This is a genomic window from Rheinheimera sp. MMS21-TC3 (assembly GCF_032229285.1).
Taxonomy (GTDB): Bacteria; Pseudomonadota; Gammaproteobacteria; order Enterobacterales; family Alteromonadaceae; genus Alishewanella.
In genome coordinates this window covers 1,681,133-1,696,891 of record NZ_CP135084.1, presented here as the reverse complement: position 1 = coordinate 1,696,891, position 15,759 = coordinate 1,681,133, and the positions used below count along the sequence as shown (strand labels likewise).

The 15,759-nt window shown below is 38.3% G+C and carries 18 protein-coding genes; 14 read left to right on the top strand and 4 right to left on the bottom strand.

The features are described 5' to 3' along the window. Positions 1-109: 109 nt before the first annotated feature. On the top strand, positions 110-1,120 hold the full coding sequence (gene gap / locus RDV63_RS08455; RefSeq protein WP_313909061.1) for a type I glyceraldehyde-3-phosphate dehydrogenase: 1,011 nt from the start codon (positions 110-112) through the stop codon (positions 1,118-1,120). 89 nt (positions 1,121-1,209) lie between these two features. Here the strand turns inward: gap and RDV63_RS08450 are convergent, their stop codons facing one another. Then, positions 1,210-1,629 (bottom strand): hypothetical protein, encoded by a 420-nt coding sequence (locus RDV63_RS08450; protein WP_313909060.1) that lies wholly within the window; start codon positions 1,627-1,629, stop codon positions 1,210-1,212. Between the two features lie 269 nt (positions 1,630-1,898). Here RDV63_RS08450 and ccoN point away from each other — a divergent pair, with 269 nt between their 5' ends. From ccoN to ttcA, 11 genes are all read left to right on the top strand, one after another. Beyond that, a complete protein-coding gene (gene ccoN, locus RDV63_RS08445) occupies positions 1,899-3,329 on the top strand; it encodes a cytochrome-c oxidase, cbb3-type subunit I (RefSeq protein ID WP_313909059.1) in 1,431 nt (476 codons plus the stop codon). A 10-nt stretch (positions 3,330-3,339) separates the two neighbouring features. Further along, a complete protein-coding gene (ccoO, locus tag RDV63_RS08440; protein WP_313909058.1) occupies positions 3,340-3,948 on the top strand; it encodes a cytochrome-c oxidase, cbb3-type subunit II in 609 nt (202 codons plus the stop codon). A gap of 5 nt (positions 3,949-3,953) precedes the next feature. Next, on the top strand, positions 3,954-4,136 hold the full coding sequence (locus RDV63_RS08435; RefSeq protein WP_313909057.1) for a cbb3-type cytochrome oxidase subunit 3: 183 nt from the start codon (positions 3,954-3,956) through the stop codon (positions 4,134-4,136). Continuing rightward, the gene (gene ccoP, locus RDV63_RS08430) at positions 4,129-5,109 is read left to right on the top strand and encodes a cytochrome-c oxidase, cbb3-type subunit III (protein WP_313909056.1); all 981 of its coding nucleotides are present in this window, start codon (positions 4,129-4,131) and stop codon (positions 5,107-5,109) included. Before RDV63_RS08435 ends, ccoP begins: the two co-directional genes overlap by 8 nt. Positions 5,110-5,187: 78 nt before the next feature. Next, on the top strand, positions 5,188-5,673 hold the full coding sequence (locus RDV63_RS08425; protein ID WP_313909055.1) for a FixH family protein: 486 nt from the start codon (positions 5,188-5,190) through the stop codon (positions 5,671-5,673). A 12-nt stretch (positions 5,674-5,685) separates the two neighbouring features. Beyond that, positions 5,686-8,067: a heavy metal translocating P-type ATPase gene (locus RDV63_RS08420; RefSeq protein ID WP_313909054.1), complete on the top strand. Its 2,382-nt coding sequence runs from the start codon at positions 5,686-5,688 to the stop codon at positions 8,065-8,067. Beyond that, on the top strand, positions 8,064-8,273 hold the full coding sequence (gene ccoS, locus RDV63_RS08415) for a cbb3-type cytochrome oxidase assembly protein CcoS (RefSeq protein WP_313909053.1): 210 nt from the start codon (positions 8,064-8,066) through the stop codon (positions 8,271-8,273). Before RDV63_RS08420 ends, ccoS begins: the two co-directional genes overlap by 4 nt. Next, entirely contained in the window at positions 8,273-8,947 is a 675-nt protein-coding gene (locus RDV63_RS08410; protein WP_313909052.1) for a sulfite exporter TauE/SafE family protein, read from the top strand. The genes ccoS and RDV63_RS08410 overlap by 1 nt, the downstream gene beginning before the upstream one ends. A 34-nt stretch (positions 8,948-8,981) precedes the next feature. Beyond that, positions 8,982-9,695, top strand: coding sequence for a fumarate/nitrate reduction transcriptional regulator Fnr (gene fnr / locus RDV63_RS08405; protein ID WP_313909051.1), 714 nt, complete (start codon positions 8,982-8,984; stop codon positions 9,693-9,695). Positions 9,696-9,791: 96 nt separating this feature from the next. Continuing rightward, a complete protein-coding gene (gene uspE, locus RDV63_RS08400) occupies positions 9,792-10,724 on the top strand; it encodes a universal stress protein UspE (RefSeq protein ID WP_313909050.1) in 933 nt (310 codons plus the stop codon). Positions 10,725-10,811: 87 nt separating this feature from the next. After that, positions 10,812-11,732 carry a tRNA 2-thiocytidine(32) synthetase TtcA gene (gene ttcA, locus RDV63_RS08395; protein ID WP_313909049.1) on the top strand — a complete coding sequence of 307 codons (921 nt, stop codon included), beginning with the start codon at positions 10,812-10,814 and terminating at the stop codon, positions 11,730-11,732. Between the two features lie 66 nt (positions 11,733-11,798). Here the strand turns inward: ttcA and RDV63_RS08390 are convergent, their stop codons facing one another. Next, positions 11,799-12,449 (bottom strand): DUF2987 domain-containing protein, encoded by a 651-nt coding sequence (locus RDV63_RS08390; protein ID WP_313909048.1) that lies wholly within the window; start codon positions 12,447-12,449, stop codon positions 11,799-11,801. A gap of 1 nt (position 12,450) precedes the next feature. Further along, on the bottom strand, positions 12,451-13,314 hold the full coding sequence (locus RDV63_RS08385; protein ID WP_313909047.1) for a glucosaminidase domain-containing protein: 864 nt from the start codon (positions 13,312-13,314) through the stop codon (positions 12,451-12,453). Positions 13,315-13,556: 242 nt separating this feature from the next. Here RDV63_RS08385 and RDV63_RS08380 point away from each other — a divergent pair, with 242 nt between their 5' ends. Beyond that, entirely contained in the window at positions 13,557-13,814 is a 258-nt protein-coding gene (locus RDV63_RS08380) for a hypothetical protein (protein WP_409934829.1), read from the top strand. Positions 13,815-13,836: 22 nt separating this feature from the next. Then, positions 13,837-15,264, top strand: coding sequence for an alanine/glycine:cation symporter family protein (locus tag RDV63_RS08375; protein ID WP_313909046.1), 1,428 nt, complete (start codon positions 13,837-13,839; stop codon positions 15,262-15,264). An 83-nt stretch (positions 15,265-15,347) separates the two neighbouring features. Here the strand turns inward: RDV63_RS08375 and RDV63_RS08370 are convergent, their stop codons facing one another. Continuing rightward, positions 15,348-15,677, bottom strand: a complete 330-nt coding sequence (locus RDV63_RS08370; protein WP_313909044.1) for a YebG family protein — start codon at positions 15,675-15,677, stop codon at positions 15,348-15,350. Between the last annotated feature and the right edge of the window lie 82 nt (positions 15,678-15,759).

The following is a 15,759-nucleotide window of genomic DNA, read 5'->3' as shown; positions in this document are numbered from 1 at the left end:
AATAAAAAACTAGCCTTTACTACTGGCTTTATCTTGCTTAACGCTATATTTAATGTAATTTAACTACAGTATTGCTTTTTAAAAGTTTTGTTCGTTAATTGGAGTCAGTATGTCAATTAGAGTTGCAATAAATGGCTTTGGTCGTATTGGTAGAAATATTGTCAGAGCCATATACGAAAATGATAAATATAAAGATATTCAAGTAATTGCTATAAATGATCTTACCGATACAGCAATGAATGCTCATCTATTAAAATATGATACTGCGCATGGCATTTTTGCTGCAACGGTAGAGCATGATGCTGATAACATCTTTGTTAATAACGATAAAATTGTAGTCTTTAGCCAAGCTGATCCCAGCAAGTTACCTTGGCAGCAATTGCAAATAGATATAGTACTAGAGTGCAGTGGTGCTTTTAATGATAGAACTAAAGCGGCTGCCCACTTAACGGCTGGCGCCAAAAAAGTATTAATTTCAGCACCCGCTAAAGGCGCGGATGCGACTATTGTTTATGGGGTTAATCACCATAGTATTACCGCTGATATGACAGTTATTTCTAACGCCTCTTGCACCACTAACTGCTTAGTCCCTGTCGTACAACCCTTACATCAAGCTTTAGGAATAGAGTCTGGTTTAATGACCACTATTCATGCTTATACTAATGATCAGTCCCTGACCGATGTTCACCATAAAGATCCGCGTCGTGCCAGAGCAGCAGCTATGTCGATGATCCCCACCAAGACTGGCGCAGCAGCAGCTGTTGGTTTAGTGATACCAGAGTTAGAAGGTAAATTTGATGGCTTAGCCGTAAGGGTGCCTATTTTAAATGTATCCTTAATAGATTTAAGTTTCTTAGCCTCAAGAGATACTAGTGTAGAAGAAGTGAATAATATTATTAAACAAGCTGCCAGCACAGCACCATTAAATGAAGTGCTAGCAGTAAACGATATACCCTTGGTCTCTATTGATTTTAACCATCACCCTATGTCTGCTATTTTTGACGCTAATGAAACTCGGGTTAAAGGTCGCTTAGTGAAGGTAATGGCATGGTACGATAATGAATGGGGATTTTGTAATAGGATGTTAGATAACAGCTTATTTTTAAAACAATATTTGTAAGTTAATTTTAATTTAAAACTTGAAACTTGTACGCTGTTAACTTAACCAAGCATATTACCTAGCCTAGTTAACAGCGACAGTTTTTGTGATTACCAACTGGAATAAAATTTACTGGTTTTAGTTTCAGTACTGCCATCACTATAAACAATATGCATATTTAGTTGCCATTGCATATTAGGTTCACTACAAGCGCCTAACAAAAATTCTGCTTTATATAACGCAGTATGCTTTGTCGGGTTGGTGACAGAAACAAAACGTAAAGGGATTTTGCCCATATACATGGAAACACCGACAATATCTGCGGTAATAGTAACAGGTGTTTTATTTTCATCTATAGCAACCGTTAGCACTAATTCTAGAGGCGTTTCTACTGGCGCCTGCTGATTATTTAACACTAATTGCAACGAAGCCGTTTCTAACAGAGTTAACGGCGATTGGTTGAGATTAATTCGATTATCACAAGCAGTCAAAAATAGCGCCACTAAAAGGGCTAAATATATGGCTGGCATAATAAGCCTTAAATTTAGAATGTTAGCGATAGTGTAAACTGCTTTAGCTGAAAAGCCTAAATTTACATTACAAATGACTATTTACTAAACTGATATTGATTTCAAGCCATAAATTCTGGGTTTCGGCTATCTTTTTCAGCCTAAACACCTTAGTATATATACCCAGAATAACCTTACTTATAATACTTTGTATTAAAAAAGCAGGGTTAATAGCAACGGTTGCCTAGGCAGCTTTTTAGTAACCAGCACAAACTTCAGCGGAACTCAACATGAGCCAGACAAAATCGTTAAATGTTGATTACAACTATAGCGTTGTCCGCCTTTTTGCTATCACTACCGTTATTTGGGGTATTGTTGGCATGGGGTTGGGCGTTTTTATCGCGGCCCAGTTATACTGGCCAGCATTAAACTTTGATATCCCTTGGCTAACTTATAGTCGACTGCGGCCTTTACATACCAATGCGGTAATTTTTGCATTTGGTACTAGTGCCTTATTTGCTACCAGTTATTATGTTGTACAGCGCACTTGCCAAGTACGACTTTTTGCTGAGAAGTTAGCAATGTTTACCTTCTGGGGTTGGCAAGCAATTATAGTTGCAGCCGTTATCACCTTACCTATGGGCTTAACCTCAACTAAAGAATATGCAGAATTAGAATGGCCTATCGATATTTTACTGACTATCGTTTGGATTTCTTATGCTATTGTCTTTTTTGGCACTTTAGTTAAACGTAAAACTAGCCATATCTATGTAGCAAACTGGTTTTACGGTGGTTTTATCTTAACCATTGCTGCCTTGCATGTGGTTAATAGCATGGCCATTCCAGTTAGTGCCTTTAAATCTTATTCTATCTATGCTGGTACTGTAGATGCTATGGTGCAATGGTGGTATGGCCATAATGCGGTTGGTTTCTTACTAACTGCTGGTTTCTTGGGCATGATGTATTACTTCGTACCTAAGCAAGCTGGTCGCCCTGTTTACTCGTACCGCTTATCAATCGTTCACTTCTGGGCCTTGATCGCCTTATATATTTGGGTAGGCTCGCACCATTTAATTTATACAGCGCTGCCAGATTGGACTCAATCTTTAGGTATGGTGATGTCGGTTATCTTATTCGTACCAAGCTGGGGCGGTATGATTAACGGTATTATGACTTTATCTGGTGCTTGGCATAAACTTAAAACTGATCCTATTTTACGTTTCTTAATTGTTTCATTGTCTTTCTATGGTATGTCTACCTTTGAAGGCCCAATGATGGCAATTAAATCGGTTAATGCTTTATCTCACTACACTGACTGGACTGTAGGTCACGTTCACTCGGGTGCTTTAGGTTGGGTGGCTATGATTTCTATCGGTGCTATCTATCACCTTATTCCGGTGTTATATAATAAAACTCGTATGTTTAGCACCTCTTTAATTAACACTCACTTCTGGTTACATACTATAGGTGTTGTGTTGTATATCGTAGCCATGTGGATCTCAGGTATTACCCAAGGCATGATGTGGAGTGCTGTAAATACTGACGGTACCTTAACTTATAGCTTTGTCCAAAGTCTTGAAGCAACTATGCCATTTTACTTTATGCGCTTTGTTGGCGGTGTATTTGTTGTTGCCGGTATGTTGATAATGGCATACAACGTATTTAAAACTATCCGTGCATCTAAAGAAAGTTTGGCCGAACCAGTGCCAGCAGTTGCGTAAGGGGTAAAGCATGTCTAAAAATTATCATGAAAAGATTGAAAAAAGTGTTGGCTTACTTACAGTTTTAATTTGTGTGGCCATTTCATTTGGTACTTTAGTATCCTTAACGCCATTATTGTTTATTGACGAAATGACCCAACCTGTAGAAGGTATGACGCCTTATACAGCGTTACAACTGGAAGGTCGGGATATTTATATCCGCGAAGGTTGTGTCGGTTGTCATAGCCAAATGATTAGACCATTTCGCGCCGAAGTTGAGCGCTATGGTCACTACTCTGTGGCTGGTGAAAGCGTTTGGGATCACCCTTTCCTGTGGGGTTCTAAGCGTACTGGTCCAGACTTAGCTCGTGTTGGCGAACGTTACAGTGATGACTGGCATCATGCCCATTTAGTTGACCCTCGCTCTGTAGTACCTGAATCAAATATGCCAGGGTTTCCGTGGTTAGAAACCAACTTATTAGATGGTAAGCATACCGTTAAAAAGATGGAAGTATTGCGTCAGTTAGGCTTGCCTTATACGGATGAAGATATTGCAGGTTCAGTAGACGCAGTTAAAGGTAAAACAGAAATGGAAGCCTTAATCGCTTATCTACAATCACTTGGCACACATTTGAAGTAATCACTATGACATATGCAGATATTCACAGTATTTACACGGTAATTTTGTTTGTTGCTTTTATCTCTTTTGTCGTTTGGACTTTTGTCTTAAAACGCAAATCAGATTTTGATCAAGCTGCGAACTTAGTTTTCGGCGATGAAGCGCAAAAACAACAACAAGAAACCAAACAGGAGTTAGATCATGAGTAGCTTTTGGAGTGCTTGGGTCATAGTATTAACCTTACCCGTTATTATTGGTTGCTTTTGGCTACTAACGTGGAGCCTTAAAAACTACGTAAACGTACCTGAAGGTGAAGCGACCGATCATATTGTTGACGGTATTCAAGAAATAAATAATCCCCTACCTCGCTGGTGGACTTACTTATTCTATTTAACCATTATTTGGTCGGTGTTTTATTTAGCACTTTATCCAGGTTTGGGTAACTATAAAGGCCTTTTAAATTGGACTAGCTCTAACCAAGGTATTAAAAGCTTAGAAGAGTCTCGTGCAGCGGTTGAGTTAAATAGAGCTGAAGGTAATAGAGTACAGTTAGATCGCGAAGTTGAAATAGCTACCGAAAAATACGGCCCTATATTTCAACAGTTTGCCCAGCGTGATGTTATTGACTTAGCTTATGATGATGATGCTATTAAAATAGGCCAGCGCTTATTTTTGCAAAACTGTTCGCTATGTCATGGTTCAGATGCCAGAGGGCAAAAAGGCTTTCCTAATTTAACCGATAATGATTGGTTATATGGCGGCACTCCAGACAAAATTAAAGAAACCATTATGTTTGGACGTAAAGCAGCTATGCCATCTTGGACAGAGGCATTAGGAGGTGAGCAAGGTGTTAAGGAAATGACAGCTTATGTACTTAGCTTGTCTGGTCGTGAAGTTAATCAAGTTGATGCCAATGCTGGTAAAGCGAAATTTGCTTTATGTGCTGCTTGTCACGGTATGGATGGTAAAGGTAGCCTAGCCCATAATTTACCTTTTGGCGCACCTAATTTAACCGATAATATTTGGTTATATGGCGGCTCCGCCAGAGCAGTAAGTGAGAGTATTCATTTAGGTCGTTTTGGCGAAATGCCGCCATTCCAAAAAACCTTGGGTGCAGATAAAGTACATATCTTAACAGCTTATGTGTACCGTTTGGCTAACCCTGAAAAACCTGCTGAATAATAGTACCTTACTGTAATTAGTTGTTATGTTAAGCCCCAATAATGGGGCTTATTACTATCTTAAGTTAATGAGGTTGTTATGCCGCAAGAAATAAAGCCTTGGTATAAGCAGTTTTGGCCTTGGCTATTAATTGCTATCCCTGTTTTTACTGCACTAAAAGCGGCACATACTATAATGCTAATGCAAGGTAATGTACCTGATTTAGTGGTTGATGATTACTATAAAAAAGGCCAAGCTATTAATCAGCAGCTAGCCTTATATCGTGAAGCTGAATTACGTAATTTAGATGGCAAAGTATTAATTGCTGGTAACCAGATTATTATCCGTTTCGCTAAAAATGAAACTCTTGGCGATGTAATGCAGCTGGCTTTTTACCATCCCACTATGGCAATTAAAGATTTTGATGTTGAAGCTCAACGCAGTGGCCAATTACTTTATGTTGCCACACTCCCCCACACTTTAGATGGTAAATGGCGCTTAGTCGTATCTGATAGTTCAAAAGCGTGGAAATTACGCGCTAATTTAACCCTACCTTCTATCGAAGAAATTAAATTAGGTTATTAACGGGACAATATTGTGAGTGTTACTCGCTGTTTTCATTGTCATGAGTCGGTTCCTGAGGGGACTGATTTTACGCTTATATTTGATGATATAGCGCGGGACTTTTGTTGCCCGGGCTGTTTAGCTGTCGCTCAAACCATCATTGACAGTAACTTAGCTGACTACTATCGCTTTAGAACTGAACCCGCAGCTAAAGCGATCCCCTTACCTGATGCTATTAAAAATGAACTCGAGCATTATGACTCTGCTGATGTACTTGCCGATATTAGCCAGCTGCATGGCGATTTAACAGAAATTGAATTATCTATTGAAGGTATTAGTTGTGCTGCTTGTGCTTGGTTAATTGAAAAACAGTTACGCCAATTTTCTGAGGTAGCCAAAGTAAATGTTAACTCTACTACTCAACGTTGTTATTTACTTTGGCAAGCCGACAGCTTGCCGCTTAGCCATATAATCACAGCTCTACAAAACATAGGCTATAAAGCCAGCCCTTTTATTGCTGATGCAGAAGAGCAAAGTTTTAAGCAAGAACTTAATCTTTATTTAAAACGCTTAGCGGTATCTGGCATTATCTCGATGCAGGTAATGACGATAGCCTTTGGTTTATACTTTGGTGACTACACTGGTATTGAACAATCACATCAAGGTTATTTACGCTGGATTAGTCTATTACTAACTATACCTGTAGTGGCTTATGCTGCAGTGCCTTTTTTACATAGTGCATGGCGCAGTGTAAAAAGCCGTCAGTTAAATATGGATGTGCCAGTAAGCTTAGCTATTTACTATACTTTTGGCGCTTCAGCTTATGCCACTATATTTAATACCGGTGAAGTCTATTTTGAATCGGTGTGTATGTTTACCTTTTTATTGCAACTAGGCAAGTTTTTTGAATACCGCGCTAGAGCAAAAGCACGAGATGCCACCAGTAATTTATTAAAAATCATGCCAATAAGCGCCACTTTAATGGTTGCAGGTGAGCCTAGTATTGTATCTGCCAAGCGCTTAAATCCTAACGATATAATTTTAGTTAGGCCAGGCGAAACTATAGCTGCAGATGGTCAAGTCGTTAGTGGTAACAGTACTGTTGATGAGTCAATGCTAACTGGTGAATATCGTGCTATAGATAAATCTTGTCATGACACTGTACTAGCGGGCAGTTTAAATCATAACGGTTTGCTACAAGTTAAAGTTAGCTCCGGCTTAGCCAGTTCACGTTTAGGACAAATTATTGCGTTGCAGTATCGTACTTTTAGTCAAAAGCCCGCTTTACTACAAAAAACCGATAAACTGGCGCAAAACTTTATTGAAAAGCTGTTAATTATTGCGGTGTTAACTTTTGTACTTTGGTATTTTTGGTTAGATGCCGATCGGGCATTTTGGGTTACCTTATCCGTGTTGGTTGCAACCTGCCCTTGCGCGTTAAGTTTAGCTGCGCCTACTGCTGTAACCTGTGTTTTAGCCCAATTAAATCGACAAGGTATTTTAGTTAAAAATAGTGAAGCACTAGATGCCTTGCCCGAAATTACTCATATTGTTTTTGATAAAACCGGTACCTTAACTCAGGGTCAATTTTCACTAAACCAGGTTAATTTAATCGACGACAGTTACAGCCGTGAACAATTATTAAATTTAATTGCTAATCTAGAACTGAATTCAGAACACCCTATAGGCAAGGCATTTGCTGAACATTATGTGCAGCCTCTTAATTTAACAGACATTAATATCACTGTTGGTGGCGGTATTAGTGCTATTTATCAACAGCAACAGATTAAAGTAGGCAGTGCTAAATTCTGTAATGTCGATATTTATTCTGATGCTATGGTATATGTCAGTATAGAGCAGCGTTTAATAGCTAGCATTAGCCTGCAAGATGCGCTGCGTCCTGAAATCCCAGCCTTATTAAAACAGCTTAAAGCAGATAATTATCAATTAATTATGTTAACCGGTGATAGTTCTAGCCAAGCCGAACAATTACAACAACAACTGGGTTTTGACCTCATGTTTAAAGGCTGCTCACCTGAACAAAAGGTGTCAGAAATTCAAAATTTAGTTACCCAAGGCCATAAGGTTATGATGTTAGGTGATGGTGTTAATGACAGCCCCGCTTTTCATGCCGCTCATGTTTCTGTTGCACTAGAGTCCGGCACAGACTTATCTAAAAACCAAGCAGATGTGGTATTATTAAAACCCGATCTTAGTTTGTTATCGACTTTATTAACGGGCAGTACTATTGCTAAACGGCGAATTAAACAAAACCTTGCGTGGGCTGTTGGCTATAATTTCATTATAATACCCTTAGCTGTTGCCGGCTTTGTTTCACCCTATATCGCAGTACTAGGTATGTCCTTTAGCTCATTGTTAGTTGTATCAAACTCTTTAAGGCTATTAAAAAAATGAATGTAATTTACATTTTAATTCCAATTGCCATTGTTTTTGTTGTGTTTGGTTTAACGGTATTTTTTTGGGCAGTACGTAAAGGCCAATTTGATGATCTTGAAAAACAAGGTTTTAGTATCTTATTTGATGATAACAACGCAGACATAAAACCCAAAAACAATACCGCTACTAAGAGCACTGCTAATAACAAGCAGTCGAATAATTAATGAATAGTGATCTGATTGCGGCTATAGCAATCGGCTTTATAGGCAGTGGCCACTGTTTAGTCATGTGCGGTGGTATAGTCGCCGCCTTACAACTAGCAATGCCAAACGCAAATCTGAAACGAAGGCTTTGGTTACAATTTATATTGAGTTTGGGCCGGCTGTCTACTTATAGCTTATTTGGCGCTGCTGTTGGTTATTTTGGCGCTAGTGCTATGCAAGTTGCTGGTGGCTCTATGTTATGGTTGCGCTTAATAGCAGGTTGCTTATTAATTGCTATGGCACTTTACATCAGTAAACTTTGGTTTGGCTTGCTTAAATTAGAACAACTAGGCCAAGGGATCTGGCGCCATATTCAACCTCTTACTAAACATTGTTTACCCTTAGACTCGACTAAAAAAGCTTATTTATATGGTTTATGTTGGGGCTGGCTACCATGTGGCTTAGTTTATAGTGCCTTAAGTTGGAGCTTAGTAAGCGGTAGTGCTAGCTCGGGAGCTATGGTGATGTTTGCTTTTGGTTTAGGCACTCTACCGGCTATCTTACTCTCAGGTATTGCTGCACAAAAGTTAACTCAGATAAAAAACAATTTAACCCTAAGATACATAACAGCATTTATATTAGCCTGTTATGGTGTTTATACAATATGGCTTGCAGCGGCACGTCTATTTATTTAGTCTTATAACCTAGGTGAATTTCTAAGGGGCTAGCATGCAAAAGTCTGTATTAAAGTGTCAGGACTGTGGTTTTAGTCAGTTATGTTTACCCTTTTCATTAAATGAAATTGAAATGAGCCAACTTGACGATATTATTCAACGCAAAAAACCATTTCATAAAGGCAATATGCTATTTGAAGCAGGTATGCCACAAAAATCCTTATTTGCTGTACGTTCTGGTACGTTTAAAACTTTTACCCTAACCAATCAAGGTGAACAACAAATTACGGGCTTTCATTTACCTGGTGATATTCTTGGCTTTGATGCTTTTAATAGCCAACATCATCCAAGTTATGCAGAAGCCTTAGAAACAGCTATGGTATGCGAGATCCCTCTCACTAATCTAGATGTATTATTAGGCCAACTTCCTAGGCTTAGACAACAAATGATGCGCTTGATGAGCCAAGATATTCAAGCAGATCAACAAATGATGCTGTTGTTAAATCATAAGTCTGCTGAACAAAAGCTCGCAAGCTTTATTAAACAACTATCGCAACGTTATGCTAGTCGAGGTTTTGCTGGTACAGAGTTTAGGCTAACCATGACCCGCAGTGATATAGGCAACTACTTAGGCTTAACCGTAGAAACAGTTAGTCGTTTATTAAGTAAGTTAAATAAAGAACAACTTATCGCTGTTGACGGTAAATTAATTAAAATTATTAATCTCAACCAGTTAACCGAGCTGGCATCCTTATCTGCACGGTGCTAATTTAGCTTAATATCAATTTTTTTTACCAGCAAAAGTAACACGAGTGGCTATACTAAAAGTAAATACTATTAGGTGTTTTATGATTAGGAGTCAAAGATGTCAGCTTATAGCAAAGTGTTAGTAGTGTTAGATCCTGCCGCTGAGCAACAAAAAGCGCTTAATCGCGCAATACAACTTGCTAAGCTTCAAGCTTGTCGCTTAACAGTGTTCTTAGCGGTATATGACTTTTCTTATGAATTGACAACTATGCTATCTGGTACAGAGCGTGAAGCTATGCGCCAAGCCGTCATTACTGATAGAGAAGATTGGATAAAGCAATTAATTAATAAGCAAAATACCGATAATTTAGATATAGAAATTTTAGTGGTTTGGCATAATCGCCCTTTTGAAGCTATAGTCCATGCCGCTATTGAGCAACAAATTGATTTAGTGGTTAAAGGAACCCATGACCATGATGTGTTGAAGTCGATGATTTTCACGCCAACTGACTGGCATATCTTGCGCAAGTGCCCCTGCCCTGTATTACTAATTAAAGAATATGAGTGGCCTAAACGCCGCAATATTATTGCGGCTGTACACGCCGGTAGCGAGCAGGAGCATCACTTTAATCTTGACCAACGTATTATTAGTAAAGCGGTTAAAGTGGCAAAGCTGCTTGATGCTAAAGTGCATTTGGTTAATGCCTTCCCTGGTACTCCCGTTAATATTGCCATTGAAATACCCGAATTTAATCCACAAGAATACAGTCAGTCTATGAAGCAACATCACATTGACTCTGTCGCTAAACTAGCCCAGCAATTTGATATACCAGCTGAACAATGCCATGTAATTGAAGGCATGCCAGAGGATGCCATTCCTAATATTGTTAAAGAGTATGATGCCCTGATGGTGGTTATTGGCACTATAGGTCGTACTGGTCTTTCAGCGGCAATTATTGGCAACACAGCAGAGCATGTTATTGACCAGTTAGACTGTGATGTTCTTGCAGTAAAACCAGCTGATTTTATTAGCCCACTACAGAAAAGCTAAACTTAACCCTGTTTTAATGCTGGGATACTTTGGTATTTGCGTTGCCTTAGTTATAATGTGCGCCATTTTAGATTTAGGTTGACAATTATGACTCACGCAGCGCAAACCAAAGCACAATATAGTTTTAATAAGTTACATAAGCGCTTACGGCGTAATATAGGCCAAGCGATTGCCGACTTTAATATGATTGAAGATGGCGATAAGGTCATGGTTTGCCTGTCTGGTGGTAAAGACTCTTACACTATGTTAGATATTTTACTTAACCTGCAAAAGTCTGCACCAATTCAATTTAGCATCATTGCTGTCAACTTAGATCAAAAGCAACCTGGTTTTCCGGAAGAGGTATTACCTAATTATCTAAGCGAGTTAGGAGTTGAATACCTTATTGTTAACGAAGACACTTATTCAATTGTTAAGGATAAAGTTGCGGAAGGTAAAACAACCTGTTCATTATGTTCACGCTTACGCCGCGGTATTTTATACCGTACAGCTAAAGAATTAGGCGCAACCAAAATTGCCTTAGGCCATCACCGCGATGACGTTTTAGAAACCCTATTTTTAAATATGTTTTTTGGCGGCAAAATGAAGTCTATGCCTCCTAAGCTGGTTAGCGATAATGGCGAACATGTGGTTATTAGACCCTTAGTTTATTGTAAAGAAAAAGATATAGAGAAATATTCAATAGCTAAAGCTTTCCCTATTATTCCGTGTAACTTATGTGGTTCGCAAGATGGCTTACAGCGCCAAGTGGTAAAAGAGATGCTGACAGATTGGGATAAGCGCTTTCCGGGCAGAATTGAAACTATGTTTCAATCTATGCAGAACATAGTGCCATCTCACATGGTGGATAGAAATTTATTTGATTTTGCTAATTTAAGTAAAGAAACCGCTATTAGTGAGGGCGATATCGCTTTTGATAAGCCAAGTATCTCTGCCATTCCAGTTGGTTTTGAAGCTAATGATGACGCAGAGCCTGTCTCAGATATACAGTATATAGCTTTAAACTAATACAACCGCTTAACTTAAGTATTCAGCCAGTAAAGAGTCCTTTTACTGGCTATATATTGACTTTAACTATTGCATTAGCGGTAATAAATAAACAGGCTTTTCTGCAAATGTCCACTGTGCTTCACTAGCAGTTATTGTCGTTAAGTCTATCTGACAACGATTCTGTTTACATTGAGTAACAGCTTGTTGTTCTGACGATAATTGGCTAACTATTTCACTTGGATTAACAGTATTACTAAATACGGCTATTAGCCCTTTTACTTCAGGTAGCCAACGTTTACTCACGCTACCGGCTAAATCCGTTAAAACTAACCTAAATTGCTGTTGATAATGTATAAGCTGTTGCTGTTGGATAGTTGCAGCTAACGGCATTCTGCTGCGTAGCACTAAAGTAAGCTCACAACGAGCATGATTATCTGCCTGCTGTAACACTAATCTGGCTTTACTGTCTTTAAGTGCCTCATCAAAGGGCAAGCTAATTTCTCCATTAGCGGATAAATAAAGTTCGATATTATGTAGATCACTTATCAAGCGTAAATCAATATAACGACACTCAGTTTTGCGCTCAGTATTGGTTAATAAAAAAGCTAAGGTTAAATCACTGTATTCTGGTTGCTGCAGTGTTTTCATTTTACGATACAAACTATCGTAGCTAATCATTAAAGTTGCCTGTGCAGGGAATGCAAATAGCAGCACAAGCATAAAGAATTTGTACATTTTATTGTTCCAAAAATTTACGGTTATATCGGATCATACTGCTAATTTCTGCAATATATTCATCGCCACGTTCAGAATAAGCCCCTAATCCTGCTGCTAATGCCTCGCCACGCAAGGGTTTATTAGCTTTATGCAATTGTACTCTGATATCTCTCAGTGATTGATAGGTATGAAAAGTATTTAAATTATAAAAATAACTGCTAATACTAGCAGCTGCACTGCGAAACTTAGTAACCTCATGAAACTGCCCTTCATTACGCGAAGCAGGTACTAGACCGCAGCCTTCACTAAAGCACCATTGGCCAAAAAAATTAAAGCCTTCTATGGCAAAACGGCTTGTGCCCCAAGCTGATTCATTTGCCGCTTGCATTAACACTAAGCTTTCTGGAATGATATCGACACGACTTAATAGTTCAGTTAAGTTTGTTTGATCTATTTGTATCGCGTCCATTCTAAATTCATCATATAAACTATAAATAAAAGCAGAGTCGGTAATACTTAGCTTTAGGCCTTTATTTTGTTTTTTTGTTATTTCTAACAGTTGTGATCTTAGGCTAAGTAGCCTGGCATTTTCTCGTTTTACATAAGGCCGTAAATAGGCAAAAAATGCCTTTTTTTTCTCTGCTGTGTCTGTAAAAGCATTAAAATCTGGTAGCGTCTGCTTTGCTGGTAATGGCTGAGTATAAGCAAGGCGTTGTAATAGTTTCTTTTTATCGGCTTGACTAAGAGCTGCTAGACGGCTGGGTTGGTGCCATTCTTCTAACGAATTAAGTTCTTTTATCGATTCTAATTCTGTAAAAGGACTCATTAATGCAACAATAAAAAACAGCCAAAATAGGCTTAATATAACCTTACGGATAAACATCTTTCTCCCAATACCACTGCAATTTTATATATACGACTAAAGCACATTTAACTATAACCGTTTATTTTACCTAGATATGTCAACTAATACGACATAAAACAGCATTAGGCTAGTTTTAATAATTATTCTGTAAAATAACATATTAAATTTATTGCATATTTAGTAAAACTATGTAAAAAATAGCCTTGTAACTTTTAGCTATCTAGACGGATAGAGTAAAATCATTAAGGCAGCTTATTATCATGCAACCTATATTACGATCCTCTAAATTAGCAGGGGTCTGTTACGACATTCGTGGCCCCATAGCTAAAGAAGCAAAAAGAATGGAGGATGAAGGACAAAGTATTCTAAAATTGAATATTGGTAACCCTGCTTTATTTGGCTTTGCTGCACCAGATGAGATTTTAAAGCACGTTATTCATAATTTATCCGCTGCTCAAGGAATTTACTCTGCTCGCGTTGCAGTCGCGCAATTTAGCTACTTATCGACAATAAAATAATACAACGGTTAAAGCATAACTTATGAATAATAATTTTAACTTCCAACAGCTATTTGAACAACTCACTGACGCCTTAGCCAGTATCGTATTTTTTGCTTTTAACATTAATGGTACTGATGTGCCCTTAGTCTTAGTGTGGCTAATTTTAGGCGCCTTGTTTTTTACTGTTTCTTTAGGCTTTATTAACATTCGCGGTTTTACGCATGCCATAAAGTTAATAAAAGGCAATAAGAGCACTGGTGCAAAGGGTGAAATTAGCCCTTTTCAGGCTTTAACCACAGCCTTGTCGGGCACTGTCGGCACCGGCAATATTGCAGGAGTTGCACTCGCTATTAGTTTGGGTGGCCCTGGTGCAACATTTTGGATGATCATCGCTGGCTTACTTGGTATGTCAACAAAGTTTGTAGAATGTACACTAGCGGTTAAATATCGCCAGATAAATGCTGATGGCAGCGTTTCTGGTGGCCCTATGTTTTATATAAAAGCAGCATTTGATAAGTGTAACTTGCCTGTCATTGGTTCTATTTTAGCTATTGCTTTTTCTATATTTGTTATCTTTGGCTCTGCAGGTTTTGTTCACGTAAACCAAGGCTTTGTCCAAGTTGAAACTGTTACAGGCTTCAATAACGCTTGGTTATTTGGTGCTATTTATGCAGCACTAGTGGCTTTAGTTATTATAGGCGGCATAAAAAGCATTGCTAAAGTAACCAGTAAACTTGTACCACTAATGTGTGCTATATATCTCTTTGCTGCATTTGCCGTTATGTATGTCCACTTTAGCGAAATCCCTGCTGCTTTTGCATTAATTGTATCTAGTGCCTTTACCCCTGAAGCAGGTTATGGTGGCTTTCTTGGTGTATTAATTCAAGGCTTTAGACGAGCAGCTTATTCCAATGAAGCAGGTATAGGTTCATCACCCATAGCGCATGCCGCAGCTCAAACTAAAAACCCAATTAGCCAAGGCTTTGTTGGCTTGCTAGAGCCCTTTATTGATACTGTTGTTATTTGTACCATAACAGCCTTAGTAATTATCTTAACCGGGGCTTATCAGGTTGATGGTTTAGATGGTGTGCAATTTACCTCTAGCGCCTTTGCTTCAATATTTAGTTGGTTTCCTTGGGTATTAATGATCGCATTATTGTTATTTGGGTTTTCTACGGTAGTAAGTTGGTCATATTATGGTTTAACGGGTTGGCGCTATATTTTTGGTACTGGGAAACAATCTACAACAATATATAAAGTATTATTTTGCTTAATAGTATCTATTGGTGCTGTACCGAATATTATGGCCGTCTTTAACTTTATTGACTCTATGATTTTTTTAATGGCAGTGCCTAATATCTTAGCTTTATATATGTTATTGCCAGAAGTAAGACGTGATTTAGCCTTATATTGGGCTAAACAAAAAAGTAAGGTTATAGAACAAGTAGCAGTGACAAGTGACAAGTGACAAGTGACAAGTGACAAGTGACAAGTGACAGCATGGGTTGCAGCTTAAGTAGCTGCAACCCTAGTTCAGCAATAATTATATTGTTATGCTACTTCTTTTGCAGCTGATTTAAGTTTAGCTTTAACATCAGTAGCTACTTCTTCACTAGTTACTTTAGCTACAGCTTTAGTTTTGTTGCTAGGCCTTTTTTTGGCACCTAAGGCAATTAATACATCATCTTTATTTTGGGCTAAATATAAAGCTAAAGCATCAACTTGTTGCTCATCGGTAATCAGTTGACTGGCACTTAATAATTCTGTTAGCTCATCTGCTGTATCTAACATTTTATCGTACGCATCTGCTTCTGCTTTAGAAGTAAAAGTCATCTTCTCCACCCCATTACGCTCGACTACATATTTAATAATAACTGCCATGCTATTCCCCACTTATTAAGTTAACTGTTCTTTTATACAGTAATTGATATTAATTGTCGACTCCTTTTGCTCGAACTTTAGC